Annotated in this window: 12 protein-coding genes; 10 read left to right on the top strand and 2 right to left on the bottom strand. The window is 70.9% G+C overall.

Translation table 11 applies throughout. From position 1 onward, the window contains the following. Positions 1 to 322 precede the first annotated feature (322 nt). The gene (locus tag ACKTT0_RS16685; RefSeq protein WP_407850931.1) at positions 323 to 1,171 is read left to right on the top strand and encodes an inositol monophosphatase family protein; all 849 of its coding nucleotides are present in this window, start codon (positions 323 to 325) and stop codon (positions 1,169 to 1,171) included. A gap of 99 nt (positions 1,172 to 1,270) precedes the next feature. Here ACKTT0_RS16685 and ACKTT0_RS16680 read toward each other — a convergent pair whose 3' ends face one another. Further along, complete coding sequence (locus tag ACKTT0_RS16680) at positions 1,271 to 2,152, bottom strand: NAD-dependent protein deacetylase (RefSeq protein ID WP_407850930.1); 882 nt, start codon at positions 2,150 to 2,152, stop codon at positions 1,271 to 1,273. Between the two features lie 6 nt (positions 2,153 to 2,158). Then, complete coding sequence (epsC, locus tag ACKTT0_RS16675; protein WP_407850929.1) at positions 2,159 to 3,115, bottom strand: serine O-acetyltransferase EpsC; 957 nt, start codon at positions 3,113 to 3,115, stop codon at positions 2,159 to 2,161. Between the two features lie 216 nt (positions 3,116 to 3,331). Here epsC and ACKTT0_RS16670 point away from each other — a divergent pair, with 216 nt between their 5' ends. From ACKTT0_RS16670 to ACKTT0_RS16630, 9 genes are all read left to right on the top strand, one after another. Beyond that, complete coding sequence (locus ACKTT0_RS16670; RefSeq protein ID WP_407850928.1) at positions 3,332 to 4,003, top strand: TetR/AcrR family transcriptional regulator; 672 nt, start codon at positions 3,332 to 3,334, stop codon at positions 4,001 to 4,003. Between the two features lie 37 nt (positions 4,004 to 4,040). Further along, positions 4,041 to 6,389: an acyl-CoA dehydrogenase gene (locus ACKTT0_RS16665; protein WP_407850927.1), complete on the top strand. Its 2,349-nt coding sequence runs from the start codon at positions 4,041 to 4,043 to the stop codon at positions 6,387 to 6,389. Positions 6,390 to 6,410: 21 nt separating this feature from the next. After that, positions 6,411 to 7,700 (top strand): acetyl-CoA C-acetyltransferase, encoded by a 1,290-nt coding sequence (locus tag ACKTT0_RS16660; protein ID WP_407850926.1) that lies wholly within the window; start codon positions 6,411 to 6,413, stop codon positions 7,698 to 7,700. After that, positions 7,697 to 9,691: a 3-hydroxyacyl-CoA dehydrogenase NAD-binding domain-containing protein gene (locus tag ACKTT0_RS16655; protein ID WP_407850925.1), complete on the top strand. Its 1,995-nt coding sequence runs from the start codon at positions 7,697 to 7,699 to the stop codon at positions 9,689 to 9,691. The genes ACKTT0_RS16660 and ACKTT0_RS16655 overlap by 4 nt, the downstream gene beginning before the upstream one ends. 59 nt (positions 9,692 to 9,750) lie before the next feature. Continuing rightward, on the top strand, positions 9,751 to 11,040 hold the full coding sequence (locus ACKTT0_RS16650; RefSeq protein ID WP_407850924.1) for an OmpP1/FadL family transporter: 1,290 nt from the start codon (positions 9,751 to 9,753) through the stop codon (positions 11,038 to 11,040). Between the two features lie 79 nt (positions 11,041 to 11,119). Beyond that, positions 11,120 to 13,513, top strand: a complete 2,394-nt coding sequence (locus ACKTT0_RS16645) for a 3-hydroxyacyl-CoA dehydrogenase/enoyl-CoA hydratase family protein (RefSeq protein WP_407850923.1) — start codon at positions 11,120 to 11,122, stop codon at positions 13,511 to 13,513. A 9-nt stretch (positions 13,514 to 13,522) separates the two neighbouring features. Then, positions 13,523 to 14,719 carry an acetyl-CoA C-acyltransferase gene (locus ACKTT0_RS16640; protein ID WP_407850922.1) on the top strand — a complete coding sequence of 399 codons (1,197 nt, stop codon included), beginning with the start codon at positions 13,523 to 13,525 and terminating at the stop codon, positions 14,717 to 14,719. Positions 14,720 to 14,724: 5 nt separating this feature from the next. After that, positions 14,725 to 15,258: a PaaI family thioesterase gene (locus ACKTT0_RS16635; protein ID WP_407850921.1), complete on the top strand. Its 534-nt coding sequence runs from the start codon at positions 14,725 to 14,727 to the stop codon at positions 15,256 to 15,258. An 18-nt stretch (positions 15,259 to 15,276) separates the two neighbouring features. Beyond that, positions 15,277 to 16,947, top strand: coding sequence for an AMP-binding protein (locus ACKTT0_RS16630; protein ID WP_407850920.1), 1,671 nt, complete (start codon positions 15,277 to 15,279; stop codon positions 16,945 to 16,947). Positions 16,948 to 16,953: the final 6 nt, after the last annotated feature.

Below are 16,953 nucleotides of genomic sequence, written 5' to 3'. Positions count from 1 at the left end.
ACTCCTATTGACGCTGCCTCCAAGCCCACTGCGCCCACTTGCCTTGTACATCCAGGGGCTCCAAGCCCTTCGCTACCGTCCAGTGTCCAGTCGGCTCTCAGAGGGAGGATCCGGCGCTTAATCTGTAGGACAAAGTCTCAAGCCTTCGGTGTCTGAACAAGCTCACCAGATCCGCTAGTGGGGATAGCTAATCACCACTGCGCCCAAGATACAAGGTGTCTGACACCTTCCCCCGCTCCGGCCGGGCCTGGAACCCGCCCGCGCATCAACCTGCCCGCCATCCAAACATGCTAGATTTGCGGCTCCTTCCGAAGAGTCCGGCATGACCCGATCCTATACCCGCGAAGACACCCGCCGCATCGGCGCGATCCTGGCCGAGGCCGCACAGGCCGAGGTCATGCCGCGCTTTCGCAGGCTGCCGGCCGATGCGGTGCACAGCAAGAGCTCGCCGCGCGATCTCGTCACCGACGCCGACGAAGCGGCCGAACGCTTCATCGCCGCGCGCCTGGCCAAGCTGCATCCCGGCGCCGTGATGGTCGGCGAGGAAGCCGCGGCCCGCAATCCGGCGCTGCTCAACATGCTGGTCGACGCCGACCTGGCCTTCCTCATCGACCCCATCGACGGCACCCGCAATTTCGTGGCCGGCCTGCCGCTGTTCGGCATGATGGTGGCGGTGTGCCATCGCGGCGACGTGCTGGCCAGCGTCATCTACGATCCCGTGGCGCACGACTGGGCCATGGCCGTGCGCGGCGAAGGCGCCTGGTCCGAAGCAGGCGACGGCACGCAGACCCCGCTCAAGGTGGCCGAGCCGGCCCCGCCCCACGACATGGATGGCCTGATCTCCACCGGCGCCTTGCCCGAACCGCTGCGCGCCACGGTCAACGGCAACCTGGGCGCGCTGGCCACCACCGCGTCGCTGCGCTGCGCCGCGCACGAATACCGCATGGCGGCCGCCGGCCATTGCCACGTCATGCTCTACAACAAGCTCGACCCCTGGGACCACGCCGCCGGCTGGCTGCTGCACCGCGAAGCCGGCGGCTTCTCGGCCCATTTCGATGCCAGCCCCTACAAGCCCACCCACCGCAGCGGCGGCCTGCTGTACGCGCCCGATGTCGGCAGTTGGCATGCCGCCCGCCGGGCGCTGATGGGCGACGACTTCCCTCCCGCCTGAATCGCGTCCGGCTTATCCCCAGTTTCTGTGGACAACCCTATGGACAGCCTGGGGCCATCCACAAAAAACCCAGGCGGGCCAAGCACTTGCAGTTTGCGATCAGGCTTGCGCGGTGAACGGGCCGTACAGCGCATCAAGCGCCGGCGCACAGGGACGCGACACTTTCAGGCTGAACAAGGCGTCGGCGCGCGTGCGGCCCAGGTTCAGGGCCGCGATGGGCAGGCCCGCGTCGGCCGCCGCGCGCACGTAGCGGTAGCCGGAATGCACCATCAATGACGACCCCACCACCAGCACCGCGCCGGCCCGCGCCAGCGCGGCGCGCGCCCGGGCGCCGCGCTCGGGCGGAATGCTTTCGCCGAAGAACACCACGTCGGGCTTGACGATGCCGCCGCAGCGCGGACAGGCCGGCACGTCGAAGGACGCGAAATCGACGCCCTCCAGGTCGGCATCGCCGTCGGGGGCGTCGGCCGCATCCAGCATGGCCCAGCCGGGATTGCGGCCGTCCAGTTCCACCTGCCACGCGGCGCGCGGGCCGCGCCAGTCGCAGCGCATGCAGCGCACTTCGTCGAGCCGCCCGTGCAGGTCCAGCACCTCGCGGCTGCCGGCGGCCTGGTGCAGGCCATCGACGTTCTGCGTGACCAGCAACGCCAGCCGGCCTTGCGCCTCGAGCCACGCCAGGGCGCGGTGCGCGGCATTCGGCCGCACTTTGCCGAAGCGGCGCCAGCCCACGGCGCTGCGCGCCCAGTAGCGCGCCCGCGCCTGCTCGCTGCCCATGAACGCCTGGAAATCGATGGGCGGGCTGCGCTTCCATTGGCCGTCGGCATCGCGGTAATCGGGAATGCCGGAACCGGTGCTGCAGCCAGCCCCCGTCAACACGAACAGGCCGGCGTGGCCATCGATGAACCGGCCCAGCGCGGCCAGGTCCGGCGCGTTCGCGTGCCGGGCCGGCGGAGCGGCCGATGCGCGGGCGGGCTGGTCCATCGAACCCTAGGCGCCGCCCAGCCCGCAGTCGGGCATGTCGCTGACCAGGCTGGCCTGCGTGACATTGCTGCCGGGCGGTACGCTGCGCGTCAGCCAGACATTGCCGCCGATGGTCGAGCCGCGCCCGATGGTGACGCGTCCCAGGATGGTGGCGCCCGCGTAGATCACCACGTCGTCCTCGATGATCGGGTGGCGCGGCAGCCCCTTCTTGAGCTCGCCGTTCTCGCCCGGCGGGAAGCGCTTGGCCCCGAGGGTCACCATCTGGTAGAGCCGCACGCGGTCGCCGATGATGGCGGTCTCGCCGATCACCACGCCGGTGCCGTGGTCGATGAAAAAGCTCTTGCCGATGGTGGCCCCGGGATGGATGTCGATGCCGGTGTCGGCGTGGGCGATCTCGGCCACGATGCGCGCCAGCATGGGCACGCCCAATTTGTAGAGCACGCTGGCCAGCCGGTGGTGGATCATGGCGCTGACGCCGGGATAGCACAACAGCACCTCGTCCACGCTGTGCGCGGCCGGGTCGCCCTGGTAGGCGGCGGTCACGTCCAGGTCGAGCGCGCGCCGCACCTGCGGCAAGGCGGCGCCGAACTGCCGCACGATCTGCGTGGCGCGCGCGCGCAGGCTGGCCTCCGGCTCGGCCTCGGGCGCGTTGCGGCCCATGTGGTGCAGCTCCAGGCAGACTTGGTGCAGCAAGGCGTCGAGCGCGGCGCCGATGGTGTGCCCGACGTAGAAGTCCTCGACTTCTTCGCGCAGGTCGATGGGACCCAGGCGCATGGGAAACAGGGCCCCGCACAGTTGCCGCACGATGACGCGCAGGCTTTCCTGCGAAGGGAATTCGCGGTTCCCGGCGTCTTCGCGCAGGCGCCCGCGCGGGCCGCGCCAGTCGACGCGCGCGGCCCGCAACCCCGAGACGATGCTGTCCAGGTTCCAGTGCGCCGGCGGCAAATGGGACGAATCATTCATGGCAAAACCTCTGCATAGCCGCGCCGCATTTCGCCGCGGCGCCAGCCATGACTGTAACCGCTCCGGCACCCGCTTGCCGGGCGCGACCCGCCTCCCATTGGGGTTTTGTCGCGCGGGCGGCGACGCCACCCCTCTTATTGGGGTTAATGCGGACTGGCATTCCGCGCGGGCATTCCTATAATCTTAGTTAAAACGAACGTTTGAATGAATTCGACCATGAGCGAACTCAGTTCCCCTTCCACCCGCGAAGTCATCCTGGACACGGCCGAGGCCCTGTTTGCCCGGCAGGGGCACGACGGCACCTCGATGCGGCAGATCACCAGCGAGGCCGGGGTCAACCTGGCGGCGGTCAATTACCACTTCGGCTCGAAAGAAGCCCTGGTGCAAGCCGTGCTCAAGCGCCGCCTGGCGGTGCTGAACCAGGAACGCCTGCGCCTGCTCGACGAACTCGAGGCGCGCGCCGCGGGCCAGCCGCTCAAGCCGTCGCAAATCGTCGACGCCTTCTTCGGCACGCTGCTGCGCCTGGCCGCCAGCCCCGATCACGCCGGCAAGAACTTCCTGCCGCTGCTCGAACGCACCATGACCGACCCGACCGGGTTCATCCGCGCGCTGGTGGCGGAGGAATACGCGGACGTGATGGAGCGTTACCAGGCGGCGCTGTTCAAGGCCCTGCCCGACGTGCCGCGCGCCGAAGTGATCTGGCGCTTCCAATTCATGCTGGGGGCCACCTCGTACGCCATCGTGGGCACGGAAGTGCTGCGGCTGGCCATGGGCTGGAGCCTGGAAGACACCGACCGCGAGCACGACCCCGAACGGCTGCTGCCGCGCCTGATGAGTTTCCTGCTGGGCGGCCTGCGCGCCCCGCTGCCGCAACATCCCGCGGGCTGACCCCGCCCGCGCACGCATATAACGGAGACAAGACGATATGAGCGGTTTCTTGCTTACGGTCGGCATCCTGGCGGCCCTGGCCGCCGTCCTACTTGGCGTGCGGCCGGTCCGGCGCGCGCTACTATCCCGGCCCCTGTTCAATGCCTACCGCAAGGTGCTGCCGCAAATGTCCGATACCGAGCGCGACGCGCTGGAGGCCGGCACCGTATGGTGGGAAGGCGAGCTGTTCCGGGGCCGCCCGGACTGGGCCCGCCTGCTGGCCCTGCCGCGCCCGCGCCTGACCGAGGACGAACAGCGCTTCCTGGACAACGAAACCGAGCAAGCCTGCCGCCTGGTCGACGACTGGGACGTCACCCACAAGCGCTATGACTTGTCCGCCGAGACCTGGGACTACCTGAAGCGCAACGGTTTCCTGGGCATGATCATTCCACGCGAATACGGCGGCCTGGGCTTTTCGGCCTACGCGCATTCGCAGGTGGTGACCCGGCTGTCGACCCGTTCGTCGGCGCTGGCCGTGTCGGTCATGGTGCCCAATTCGCTGGGGCCGGCCGAATTGCTGCTGCACTACGGCACCGAGGAACAGAAGCACCATTACCTGCCGCGCCTGGCGCGCGGCGAGGAAGTGCCCGCCTTCGCGCTGACCAGCCCGTGGGCCGGCTCCGACGCGGCCGCCATCCCCGATCGCGGCATCGTCTGCAAAGGCCTCTGGCAAGGCCGCGAAGTGCTCGGCATGCGCGTCACCTGGGACAAGCGCTACATCACGCTGGCGCCGGTCTGCACGCTGCTGGGCCTGGCGTTCCGGCTCTACGACCCGGACGGCCTGCTGGGCGGGCCGGCCGACGTAGGCATTACCTGCGCGCTGGTGCCGCACGACCACCCCGGCGTGGAAACGGGGCGCCGGCATTTTCCGCTGAACGCCATGTTCATGAACGGCCCGACGCGCGGCACCGATGTGTTCATGCCGCTGGACTTCATCATCGGCGGCCCGGCCATGGCCGGCCAGGGCTGGCGCATGCTGATGGAATGCCTGGCCGCCGGCCGCTCGATTTCGCTGCCCGCCTCGAACACCGGCATGTCGCAGCTGGCCGCGCGGGCCGTGGGCGCCTACGCCCGCGTGCGCAGCCAGTTCCGCACGCCGGTGGGCCGCTTCGAGGGCGTCGAGGAAGCGCTGGCGCGCATCGGCGGCCACACTTACCTGATGGACGCGGCGCGCGTCATGACCGCCGGCGCGGTGGACCTGGGCGAAAAGCCCTCGGTGGTATCGGCCATCGTGAAATACCACGTCACCGAACGCGCGCGCCAGGTGGTCAACGACGGCATGGACGTGATCGGCGGCAAGGGCATCTGCCTGGGGCCGTCCAACTTCCTGGGCCGCGCCTACCAGCAGGTGCCGGTGGGCATCACGGTGGAAGGCGCCAACATCCTGACGCGCAGCCTGATCATCTTCGGCCAGGGCGCGATCCGCTGCCATCCCTATGTGCTGGCGGAAATGCGGGCCGCCGGCGACGCCGACGCGCGGCGCGGCCTGCATGCGTTCGACCGCGCATTCTGGCGCCACGTGGCGTTCGTGGCCGGCAACGCCCTGCGCGCCGCGGGCCATGCGCTGACCGGCGCGCGCCTGGCCCGCGTGCCGGCCGCCGCGGCGCCCGAGATGCACCGCTATTACCGGCAGCTGAGCCGCTATTCATGCGCTTTCGCGTTGCTGTCCGACGCATCGATGGCGCTGCTGGGCGGCAGCCTCAAGCGCCGCGAGCGCCTGTCGGCGCGGCTGGGCGACATTCTCTCGCAGATGTACCTGGCCTCGGCGGTGCTCAAGCGCTTCGAGGACGACGGCCGGCAGGCCGCCGACGCGCCGCTGGCGCACTGGGCGCTGCAGGACGCCCTGTTGCGCGTGCAGCAGGCCTTCGATGGCGTGCTGGAAAACCTGCCGCGCCGTTCCATGGCCTGGATGCTGCGCCGCGTGGTGTTTCCCTGGGGCCAGCCGCAGCGCGCGCCCTCCGATGCGCTCGGCCAGCAGGTCGCGCGCCTGCTCACCGAGCCCGGCGCGGCGCGCGATCGCCTGACTGCCAGCTGCCACCTGCCCGCCGGCGCCGACGAGCCGGTCGGCGCGCTCGAACAGGCCCTGGCCGCCACGCTGGCGGCCGAGCTGGCCGACGCGCGGCTGCGCGCCTACGAAAAGACCGGCGCGCTCGACGGCGACCCGCGCGCCAATGTGCGCGACCTGGCCGACGCGGCCTATGCGGCGGGCGGCATCGAGCGCCAGGACTACGAACTGATCAAGCGCCGCGATGCGCTGCGCGACCAGGTGATCCGCGTCGATGACTTTCCGTTTGATTTTGGCATCACCGGCGCGCTCCAGCCTGGCGCGCAGCGCAAAGCGGCGTAGGATATCCGCAAAGGAGCCCCCATGACGCCCACTCCCATCTATGTCGTGGACGGCGCGCGCAGCCCTTTCCTGAAGGCGCGCAACGCGCCCGGCCCGTTCTCGGCCGCCGACCTCGCGGTGCAGGCCGGGCGCGCGCTGCTGCTGCGCCAGCCCTTCGCGCCCTCCGACCTGGACGAAGTCATCATCGGCTGCGCGGCGCCCTCGCCCGACGAAGTCAATATCGGCCGCGTCATCGCGCTGCGCCTTGGCTGCGGCCATCGCGTGCCCGGCTGGACGGTCATGCGCAATTGCGCCTCGGGCATGCAGGCGCTCGATTCGGCCATCGCCGATATCCAGACCGGCCGCGCCTCGCTGGTGCTGGCCGGCGGCGTGGATGCCCTGTCGCGCGCGCCGCTGCTGGTGTCCGACGCCATGACGCGCTGGCTGGCGCGCTGGTATGCCTCGCGCGGCGCGGGCCAGCGGCTGGCCGCGCTGCGCGCCTTCCCGTGGCGCGGCCTGGCGCCGGTCATCGGGCTGGTCAAGGGCCTGACCGACCCGGTGGTGGGCCTGTCGATGGGCCAGACCGCCGAGAACCTCGCCACGCGCTTCGGCATCGACCGCGCCGCGATGGACGCCTACTCGGCGCGCAGCCATGCGCGCGTGCTGGCCGCCCGGGCCGCCGGGGCGCTCGACGAAATCGTGCCGCTGATGGATGCGCGCGGGACGCTGTACGCCGAAGACGACGGCGTGCGCGACGACTCCACGCCGGAACGGCTCGCCAAGCTGCGGCCGGTGTTCGACAAGCCGTGGGGCAACATCACCGCCGGCAACAGCTCGCAAGTTACCGACGGCGCGGCCCTGCTGCTGCTGGCCTCGGAAGAGGCCGTCCGGCGCTGGAACCTGCAACCGCTGGGCCGCATCGTGGACACGCAGTGGGCCGGGCTCGACCCGGCCCAGATGGGCCTCGGCCCGGTGCATGCGGCCACGCCCATCCTGCAACGCCATGGGCTGGCGCTCAACGATCCGGACTTGTGGGAAATCAACGAAGCCTTCGCCGCGCAAGTCCTTGGCTGCCTGGCGGCGTGGGAAGATGAAACATACTGCCGCGAGCACCTGGGCACCGGCGCCTGGGGCCCGCTCGACCAGGCCCGCCTCAACGTCGATGGCGGCGCCATCGCGCTGGGCCATCCGGTCGGCGCCTCGGGCGCCCGCATCGTGCTGCACCTGCTGCAGGCGCTGCGGGCACGCGGCTTGCGGCGCGGCGTGGCGGCTATCTGCATCGGCGGCGGCCAGGGCGGCGCCATGCTGGTCGAGACGGAGGCCACCCCATGAACACCGCAACGCCCCACGCCTGGCGCCACTGGCGGCTCGAACGCCATGCCGACGGGCTGGCCTGGCTCACGCTGGACCGGGCCGGCGCCGCGGTCAATGCCCTGTCGGCCGAGGTCATGGCCGAACTCTCCGCCGTGCTCGACGCCTTGCAGGCCGATCCCCCGCAAGGCCTGGTGGTCCGCTCCGGCAAGGCAGCCGGCTTCATCGCCGGCGCCGACGTCGACGAATTCTCCGAACTGCGCACTGCCGAACAGGCGCGCGCGCTGGTCGAGCGCGGCTGGCACCTGTTCAACCGCCTGGCCGCCGTGCCCTACCCCACGCTGGCCCTGATCCGCGGCCACTGCCTGGGCGGCGGGCTGGAACTGGCCCTGGCCTGCCGCTACCGCCTGGCCGTCGACGAGCCCGGCACGTCGCTGGCGCTGCCCGAGGTCATGCTCGGCATCTTCCCCGGCTGGGGCGGCATGCGCCGCCTGCCGGCCCTAATCGGCCCGCCGGCGGCGCTCGACATGATGCTGACCGGTCGCCCGGCCGACGCGCGCAGGGCCGCGGCGCTGGGCCTGGTCGATGCCAAAGTGCCGCCCCGGCTGGCCGACGCGGCGGCCCGCGCCCAGGTGCGCTCGGGCAAGGCGCCGCGGCGCGCGCGCGGCCCGGCCGGCTGGCTGGACCGCTGGCCGCTCAAGCTACTGGTCGAGCGGCGCGCGCTGCGCCAAGTCGCCGCCAAGGATCCACAGGGCCACTATCCGGCGGCCGCCGCCATCGTCACGCTGTGGGCGCGCCACGGCGGCAATGCCCTGCGCGCGCCCGACATCGTCGACCGCATCCTTACCTCCAACACCGCGCGCAACCTGCTGCGCGTGTTCCGGCTGCAAGAACGCCTGAAGGCCAACGGCAAGCCGGCCGCCGACGCCGCGCCGATCAGGCACGTGCACGTGGTCGGCGCCGGCACCATGGGCGGCGACATCGCCGCCTGGTGCGCGCTGAAGGGCCTGGCCGTCACCCTGCAAGACCAGGACGCGGCGCGCATCGCGCCGGCCATCGGCCGCGCCGCCGACCTGTTCACGCGCAAGCTCAAGGACCCGCGCGCCGCGCGGGCCGCGGCCGACCGGCTGACGCCCGATCCCGCCGGCGCCGGGGTGGCGCGCGCCGACCTGGTCATCGAGGCCATCACCGAACAGGCCGAGGCCAAGCAGGCGCTCTACCGCGCCATCGAACCGCGCCTGAAGCCGGGCGCGCTGCTGGCCACCAACACCTCGAGCCTGTCGCTGGCCACGCTGCGCCAGGGCCTGGCGCAGCCCGGGCGGCTGGTCGGCATTCACTTCTTCAACCCCGTGGCCAAGATGCCGCTGGTCGAAGTGGTGCAGGCCGGCGCGGACGGCGACGACGCGCAGGCGCGCGCCTGCGCCTTCGTCGGCCAGATCGGCAAGCTGCCGCTGCCGGTGCGCGACGCGCCGGGCTTCCTGGTCAACGCGGTGCTGGCCCCCTATTTGCTCGAGGCCATGCGTTGCGTCGACGAAGGGCTGGCGCCCGAGACCATCGATCGCGCCATGACGGATTTCGGCATGCCCATGGGGCCGCTCGAGCTGGCCGACACCGTCGGCCTGGACATCGCCATGGCGGCCGGCCGCCAGCTCACTGACCAGGCCGAGCCGCCGCGCTGCCTGGCCGGACGCGTCGCGCGCAACGACCTGGGCCGCAAGACCGGCCGCGGCTTCTACACGTGGCAAGACGGCAAGCCCGGCAAGGGCCAGGCCGCCACGCCGCCGGCCGGACTGGCGCTGCGCCTGGTGCGTCCGCTCATCGAGCGCGCCCGGCAACAGGTGCGCGACGGCGTGGTGGCCGACGCCGACCTGGCCGACGCCGGCGTGGTCTTCGGCACCGGCTTCGCCCCCTTTACCGGCGGACCACTGCACTATCACGCGACGGCCAGCGCGCCCGTTGCCGCCAGGACAACCGACCGGGCCGCGGCCGCCGCGCCGCCGCCGGCGCCATAAATCACAACACGCCAACGCAGCGAGACAAGCTTTTTGCCGCCTGAAGGAGGAGACACACCATGAAGAAAGCAACATTGGCATTGACCACCCTGTCCGCCGCGCTTGCGGCGGCGGGCACGGGCGTCGTCCATGCGGCGGGATTCCAGCTGCTTGAACAGAACGCCAGCGGCCTGGGCAATGCCTATGCCGGCTCGGCCGCGGTCGCCGAGAACGCCAGCACCATCTACTTCAACCCGGCGGGCATGACCTACCTGCCCGGCTTCAGCGTGTCGGCCGGCGTCAACGCCATCTGGCCGTCGTTCAAGTTCCGCGACAACGGCAACAGCCGCAACCCGCTGGCGCTGGGCGGCGGCGCGCCCACCGGCGGCAACGGCGGCGATGCCGGCAACCTGGGCGTGGTGCCCAATGCGTACTTCTCGTGGCAGCTCACGGAAAAATGGTTCGTCGGCGTCGGCATGGGAGCGCCGTTCGGCCTGATGACCGAATACGACGACGACTGGGTCGGCCAATACCATTCCACCAAGTTCGACATCAAGACCATCAATATCAACCCGTCGGTGGCCTACAAGGTCAACGACCAGTTCTCGATCGGCTTCGGCTTGAACTACCAGTACATCGACGCGCAATACACCAAGAAAGTGGTGGTGCCGGTCACGCCCATGGGGCCGTTCCTGCCGGGCGACGCCGACCTGAACCTGGACGGCGACGCGTGGGGATGGAATGCCGGCATCATGCTGCAGCCCACCGAGGACACCCGCATCGGCCTGTCCTACCGGTCCAAGATCAAGCACAAGGCCAAGGGCGACACGGACATCGACGGGTTCGCGCCGGGCCGTTCGCTGTCGTACGACGCCGAGGCCTCGGTCGACCTGCCCGATACGCTGATCCTGAGCGCCGCGCACCAGCTGAACGAACGCTGGGAACTGTTGGCCGACGTATCATGGACGGGCTGGAGCAGCATCCAGGAACTGAAGATCAAGAACGACGGCGGCCCCACCGACACGCTGCCGCTCGAGTTCCGCGACAGCTGGCGGGTCGCCCTGGGCGCCAACTACCAGTTCGCGCCGAAATGGAAATGGCGCTTCGGCGTGGCCTGGGACCAGTCCCCCGTGCACAACCCGTCCGACCGCCCCACCTCGCTGCCCGACACCGACCGCTGGTGGTTCTCGACGGGGGTACAGTACCAGGCAAGCAAGGACACGCGCATCGACGTCGGCTACACCTACCTGTATCTGCGCGACACCGACATCGACACCGACTCGGGCAGCGCGCTCACCAAGGGGCGCGTCGCCGGCGATTACCGCAGCAAGGGGAACATCCTGGGCATCCAGGTGTCCACCCGGTTCTGACGGCCGCATCGGGCACACCCGCGGCGCATGGCCGCGGCCGCTGGCCCGGCCGCGCGCCCGCCGCCTCAAGGAGACCATTTTGAGCAGCAAGTTCATCGTCAAACACGCCGCCGTGCTCGGCGCCGGCGTCATGGGCGCGCAGATCGCCGCGCACCTGGCCAACGCCGGCGTGCCGGTCACCCTGTTCGACCTGACCGCCAAGGAAGGCGACCGCAATGCCATCGCCAACAAGGCGCTGGCCGGCCTGAAAAAGCTCGAGCCGGCGCCGCTGGCCAGCCCGTCGCGCCTGGACCTGATCACGCCGGCCAACTACGACGACCATCTCGACCGCCTGCCCGGCTGCGACCTGGTGATCGAGGCCATCGCCGAACGCATGGACTGGAAGACGGCGCTGTACGAGCGCATCGCGCCGCATGTCGCGGCGGACGCCATCGTGGCCTCCAACACCTCCGGCCTGTCGATCGGCGAACTGGCCGACGCCCTGCCCGCCGCGCTGCGCGCGCGCTTCTGCGGGGTGCACTTCTTCAACCCGCCGCGCTACATGCGGCTGGTGGAACTGATCGCCACGCCGCACACCCGGCCCGCCGTGCTCGACGAACTCGAAAGCTGGCTGACCACGCGGCTGGGCAAGGGCGTGGTGCGCGCGCTGGATACGCCCAATTTCATCGCCAACCGCATCGGCGTGTTCTCCATCCTGGCGGCGCTGCACCATACCGAGCGCCTGGGCCTGGGCTTCGACGAAGTCGACGCCCTGACCGGCCCCAGGATCGGCCGGCCCAAGAGCGCCACCTACCGCACGGCGGATGTGGTCGGCCTGGATACGCTGGCCCACGTGGTGGGAACCATGCGCGACAAGCTGCCGGACGACCCGTGGCATGCGCATTTCCACCTGCCCGCCTGGCTCGACGCCCTGATCGCGCGCGGCGCGCTGGGCCAGAAAAGCGGCGCGGGCGTATATCGCAAGGTCGGCAAGGAGATCCGCGTGCTGGACCCGGCCGCCGGCGACTACCGGCCCGCGGCCGGCGCGGTGGCCGACGAGGTCGACGCCATCCTCAAGCAGCGCGAGCCGGCGCAGCGCTTTGCCGCGCTGCGCGCCAGCGCGCACCCGCAGGCGCAGTTCCTCTGGAGCCTGTTCCGCGACATCTTCCACTACAGCGCATTCCAGCTCGAGCACATCGCCGCCAACGCGCGCGACCTGGACCTGGCCATGCGCTGGGGCTTCGGCTGGTCGCAGGGGCCGTTCGAAACCTGGCAGGCCGCCGGCTGGCAGGCCATTGCCGCCGCCGTTTCCGAGGATATCGCCGCCGGCCGCGCCATGAGCGGCGCGCCGCTGCCGGCCTGGGCGCGCGAAGACAGCCGCGCCGGCGTGCACGGCGAGCAAGGCTCGTACTCGCCGCGCACCGGCCAGCCGCAGCCGCGCTCGACGCTGCCCGTCTATGCGCGCCAGCTGTTCCCGGAACGGGTGGCTGGCGAGGCCGCCGCCACGCGCGGCGCGACGCTATGGGAAAACGACGGCGTGCGCCTGTGGCACCTGCCCGAACTCGATGCCGGCATCGGCATCCTGTCGTTCACTTCCAAGATGCACACGATCGGCGCCGAGGTGCTGGACGGCGTCATGCACGCGGTCGCCCACAGCGAGCGCGAGCTCGACGCCCTGGTGCTGTGGCATGACGCGCCGTTCGCGGTGGGCGCCAACCTCGCGCAGGTGGCGCAGGCCTGCGCCGCCGGCCAGTTCGACCTGCTGGAAGCCACGGTCGAGAAATTCCAGCGCGCCTCGCTGGCGCTGCGCTACGCGCGCGTGCCCACCGTGGCCGCCGTGCAAGGCATGGCGCTGGGCGGCGGCTGCGAATTCCTGATGCACTGCAGCCATCGCGTGCTGGCGCTCGAAAGCTACGTCGGCCTGGTCGAGGCCGGGGTCGGCCTGGTGCCGGCCGGCGGCGGCAGCAAGGCGCTGGCGGTGCGCGCCGCCGCCCTGGCCGCCACCACCGCCACGCCGGCCGAAGTCTTCCCGCACCTGCAACCGGTATTCCAGAACATTGCCACCGCACAGGTCGCCAAGAGCGCGCTGCACGCCATCGACATGGGCTACGCGCAAGCCGGCGACCCGGTGGTGTTCCATCCCGACGAATTGCTGTGGGTGGCCCTGCGCCAGGCGCGCGCGGCGGCCGATGCCGGCCACGCGCCGCCGCCGCGGCCGCGCGCGGTGCCGGTGGCCGGGCGCACCGGCATCGCCAATTTCGACATGGTGCTGGTCAACATGCGCGAAGGCGGCATGATCAGCGCGCACGATTACCGGGTCGCGCATGCCGCTGCCGTGGCGTTGTGCGGCGGCGAAGTCGAGGCCGGCACGCGCGTCGACGAGGAATGGCTGCTGGCCGTGGAGCGCCGCGAGTTCGTGGCGCTGCTGCGCACGCCCGAGACGCAGGCGCGCATCCGCCACACCCTGGAAACCGGCAAACCGCTGCGCAACTGAGGAACCAAGATGAGCAAACAGATCCAGGACGCCTATATCGTGGCCGCCACCCGCCTGCCGGTGGGCAAGCGCAACGGCATCTACGCCACCACGCGCCCCGACGACATGCTGGCCGCCGCGCTGCGCGCCGCCCTGGCCCAGGTGCCGGCGCTGGACCCGGCGCGCGTCGAGGACGTGATCGCCGGCTGCGCCATGCCCGAGGCCGAGCAAGGCATGAACGTGGCGCGCATGAGCCTGCTGCTGGCCGGCCTGCCGGACAACGTGCCCGGCGTGACGGTCAATCGCTTCTGCGCCTCGGGCCTGCAGGCCGTGGCCGACGCGGCGGCGCGCATCCGCCTGGGCGCGGCCGACGTGATGATCGCCGCCGGCACCGAATCCATGAGCGCCATGCCGCAGATCATGGGCAACAAGGTCGCCATCAACCCCGCCATCTTCGCCGGCGACGAGCATCTCGGCATGGCCTACGGCATGGGCCTGACCGGCGAGAAAGTCGCGGCGCAATGGAACATTTCGCGCGAAGACCAGGACGCCTTCGCGCTGGCGTCGCACCAGAAGGCCTGCGCCGCCATCGCGGCGGGATACTTCGACGCCGAGATCACCCCTTATACCGTGGTGTCGCACCTGCCGGGCGAAGCGGGCGCAGTACGCGCCGCCGAACGCGTGGCCGAGCGCGACGAAGGCCCGCGCCCCGACACCAGCGCCGAAGCGCTGGCCAAGCTGCGGCCTGTTTTCGCGGCGCGCGGCTCGGTCACCGCCGGCAACAGTTCGCAGATGTCCGACGGCGCCGCGGCCGTGGTGCTGGTGTCCGAACGGGTCGTGCGCGAGCTCAACCTGGCGCCGCTGGCGCGCTTCGCCGGCTTCGCGGTGGCCGGCGTGCCGCCGGAAATCATGGGCATCGGCCCCAAGCTCGCCATTCCCAAGGCGCTGGCCGGCGCCGGCATCGCCCAGCAGGATCTCGACTGGATCGAGCTGAACGAAGCCTTCGCCGCGCAGTCCCTGGCCGTCATCCGCGACCTGCAGCTCGACGCCGCCAAGGTCAACCCGCTGGGCGGCGCGATTGCGCTCGGGCACCCGCTGGGCGCCACCGGCGCGATCCGCACCGCGACGGTGGTGCACGGCCTGCGCCGCACCGGCGGCAAGTACGGCATGGTGACCATGTGCGTGGGCACCGGCATGGGCGCGGCCGGCATCTTCGAGGCCCTCTAGCCGCCGTGAAACCGTACTGGTTCCAGAAGCTGCCGCCCAGGTGGCGGGCCCGCCTGATGCGGGCCGGGTTCAACCTGCATCCGGCCTTCCGGGCCACTGGCGGGCGCGTCGTGCACGTTTCGCCGGACTTCACGCATTTGCGCATCAAGCTGCCGCTGGTGCGGCGCACGCGCAACATCGTCGGCTCGATGTACGGCGGCTCGCTGTTCGCGGTAACCGACGGCGCCCATCCCACGCTGCTGATGTCGGCGCTCGGGTCGGGCGCCATCGTATGGGACAAGGCGGCCACCATCCGCTACCGCAAGCCGGCCTACCGCACGCTGTATGCCGACTTCCGCATCGACCGCGCCGACATCGCCGCCATACGCGCCGAGCTGGCGCGCCGGCACGAGACCACCCGCCTGTACGTGGTCGAGCTCAAGGACCGCGAGGGCGTGGTGTACGCGGTGGTCGAGCGCACGGTGTACATCGCCGACAAGCAGTTCTACAAGAACAAGGCCCGGGCCGGCGCCGCCGCAGGCGCGCCGCCCGGCCCCTGAGGAGGCCGAGCGAACAATATGGAACGGATCTGGCTCGACAGTTATCCGCCCGGCGTGCCCGCCGAGATCGACACCTCGCCGTACGACTCGCTGCTGACCGTGCTGGACGACAGTTGCCGGCGCTTCGCCGGCCTGCCGGCCTACATCAGCATGGGCGCCACGCTCAGCTACGCGCGGCTGGACCGCCTGTCGCGCGACTTCGCGGCCTGGCTGCAGTCGCGCGGCGTGCGGCGGGGCGACCGGGTGGCGCTCATGCTGCCCAACCTGCTGCAGTATCCCGTGTGCCTGTTCGGCGCGCTGCGGGCGGGTTGCGCCGTGGTCAACTGCAATCCGCTCTACACCGCGCATGAACTGGCCCACCAGTTGGCGGATGCCGGCGCCGAGACCATCGTCATCGCCGAGAACTTCGCCCACACCCTGCAGCGCGCGCTGCCGCAGACCCCGCTGCGGCACATTGTCACCACCTCGGTGGGCGAACTGCTGGGACCGCTGAAGGGGCGCGCGGTCGATTTCGCGGTGCGGCACGTCAAGCGCAAAGTGCCCGCCTGGTCGCTGCCGGGCGCGGTGCCGCTGGGCCGGGCGCTGGCCGCCGGCCATCGGCTGCCCTGGCAGGCGCCCGCGCTGACGCGGGCCGACCCGGCCTTCCTGCAATACACGGGCGGCACCACCGGCGTGGCCAAGGCGGCGGTGCTGAGCCACGGCAACATGCTGGCCAACCTGTGCCAGGCGCACGCCTGGGTGCGCGACCTGGTGCGCGAAGGCGAGGAGTGCGTCGTCACGGCGCTGCCGCTCTACCATGTGTTCGCGCTGACCGCCAATTGCCTGGTCTTCCTCAAGCTGGGCGCGCGCAACCTGCTGATCGCCGACCCGCGCGACCTGCCGGCCTTCATCAAGGCCCTGCGCAAGACGCCTTTCAGCGCCATTACCGGCGTCAACACGCTGTTCTGCGCGCTCTTGAACCAGCCCGGCTTCGCGCGGCTGGACTTCTCCCGCCTGCGCCTGACCATGGGCGGCGGCATGGCCGTGCAGCGCGCGGTCGCGCAGCGCTGGCGCGAGACCACCGGCGTGACGCTGGCGCAGGCCTATGGGCTGACCGAGACCGCCCCGGCCGTCACCATCAACCCGCTGGATGCGCCGGAATTCACCGGCTCCATCGGCCTGCCCGTGCCCTCGACCGAGCTGTCGGTACGCGACGACGACGGCCGCGAACTGCCGGTGGGCCAGACGGGCGAGCTGTGCGTGCGCGGCCCGCAGGTCATGACGGGCTACTGGAACCGCCCCGACGAAACCGCCCTGGCCTTTCATCCCGACGGCTTCCTGCGCACCGGCGACATGGGCTACGTGGACGAGCGCGGCTATGTGTTCCTGGTGGACCGCAAGAAAGACCTGATACTGGTGTCGGGCTTCAATGTGTACCCCAACGAGGTCGAGGACGTCGCGGCGCTGCATCCGGGCGTGCGCGAAGTGGCAGCGGTGGGCGTGCCCGACGCCCGCTCGGGCGAGGCCGTCAAGCTGTTCGTCATCCGCCGCGACCCGGCGCTGGACGCCCAGGCCCTGATCGCGCATTGCCGCGCTCACCTGACCCGCTACAAGGTGCCGCGCCACGTGGAGTTCCGCGACGACTTGCCGCGCTCGCCGGTGGGCAAGATCCTGCGGCGCGAACTGAAGGCGGGCCCCGCCGGCGATTAGAATCGC

Origin of the sequence: Bordetella saccharivorans (genome assembly GCF_045862855.1) — a bacterium.
GTDB classification, from domain to species: Bacteria; Pseudomonadota; Gammaproteobacteria; order Burkholderiales; family Burkholderiaceae_B; genus Bordetella_A; species Bordetella_A petrii_F.
The sequence above is the reverse complement of the archived record's forward strand: the minus strand, read 5'-3'. Positions and strand labels throughout refer to the sequence as shown.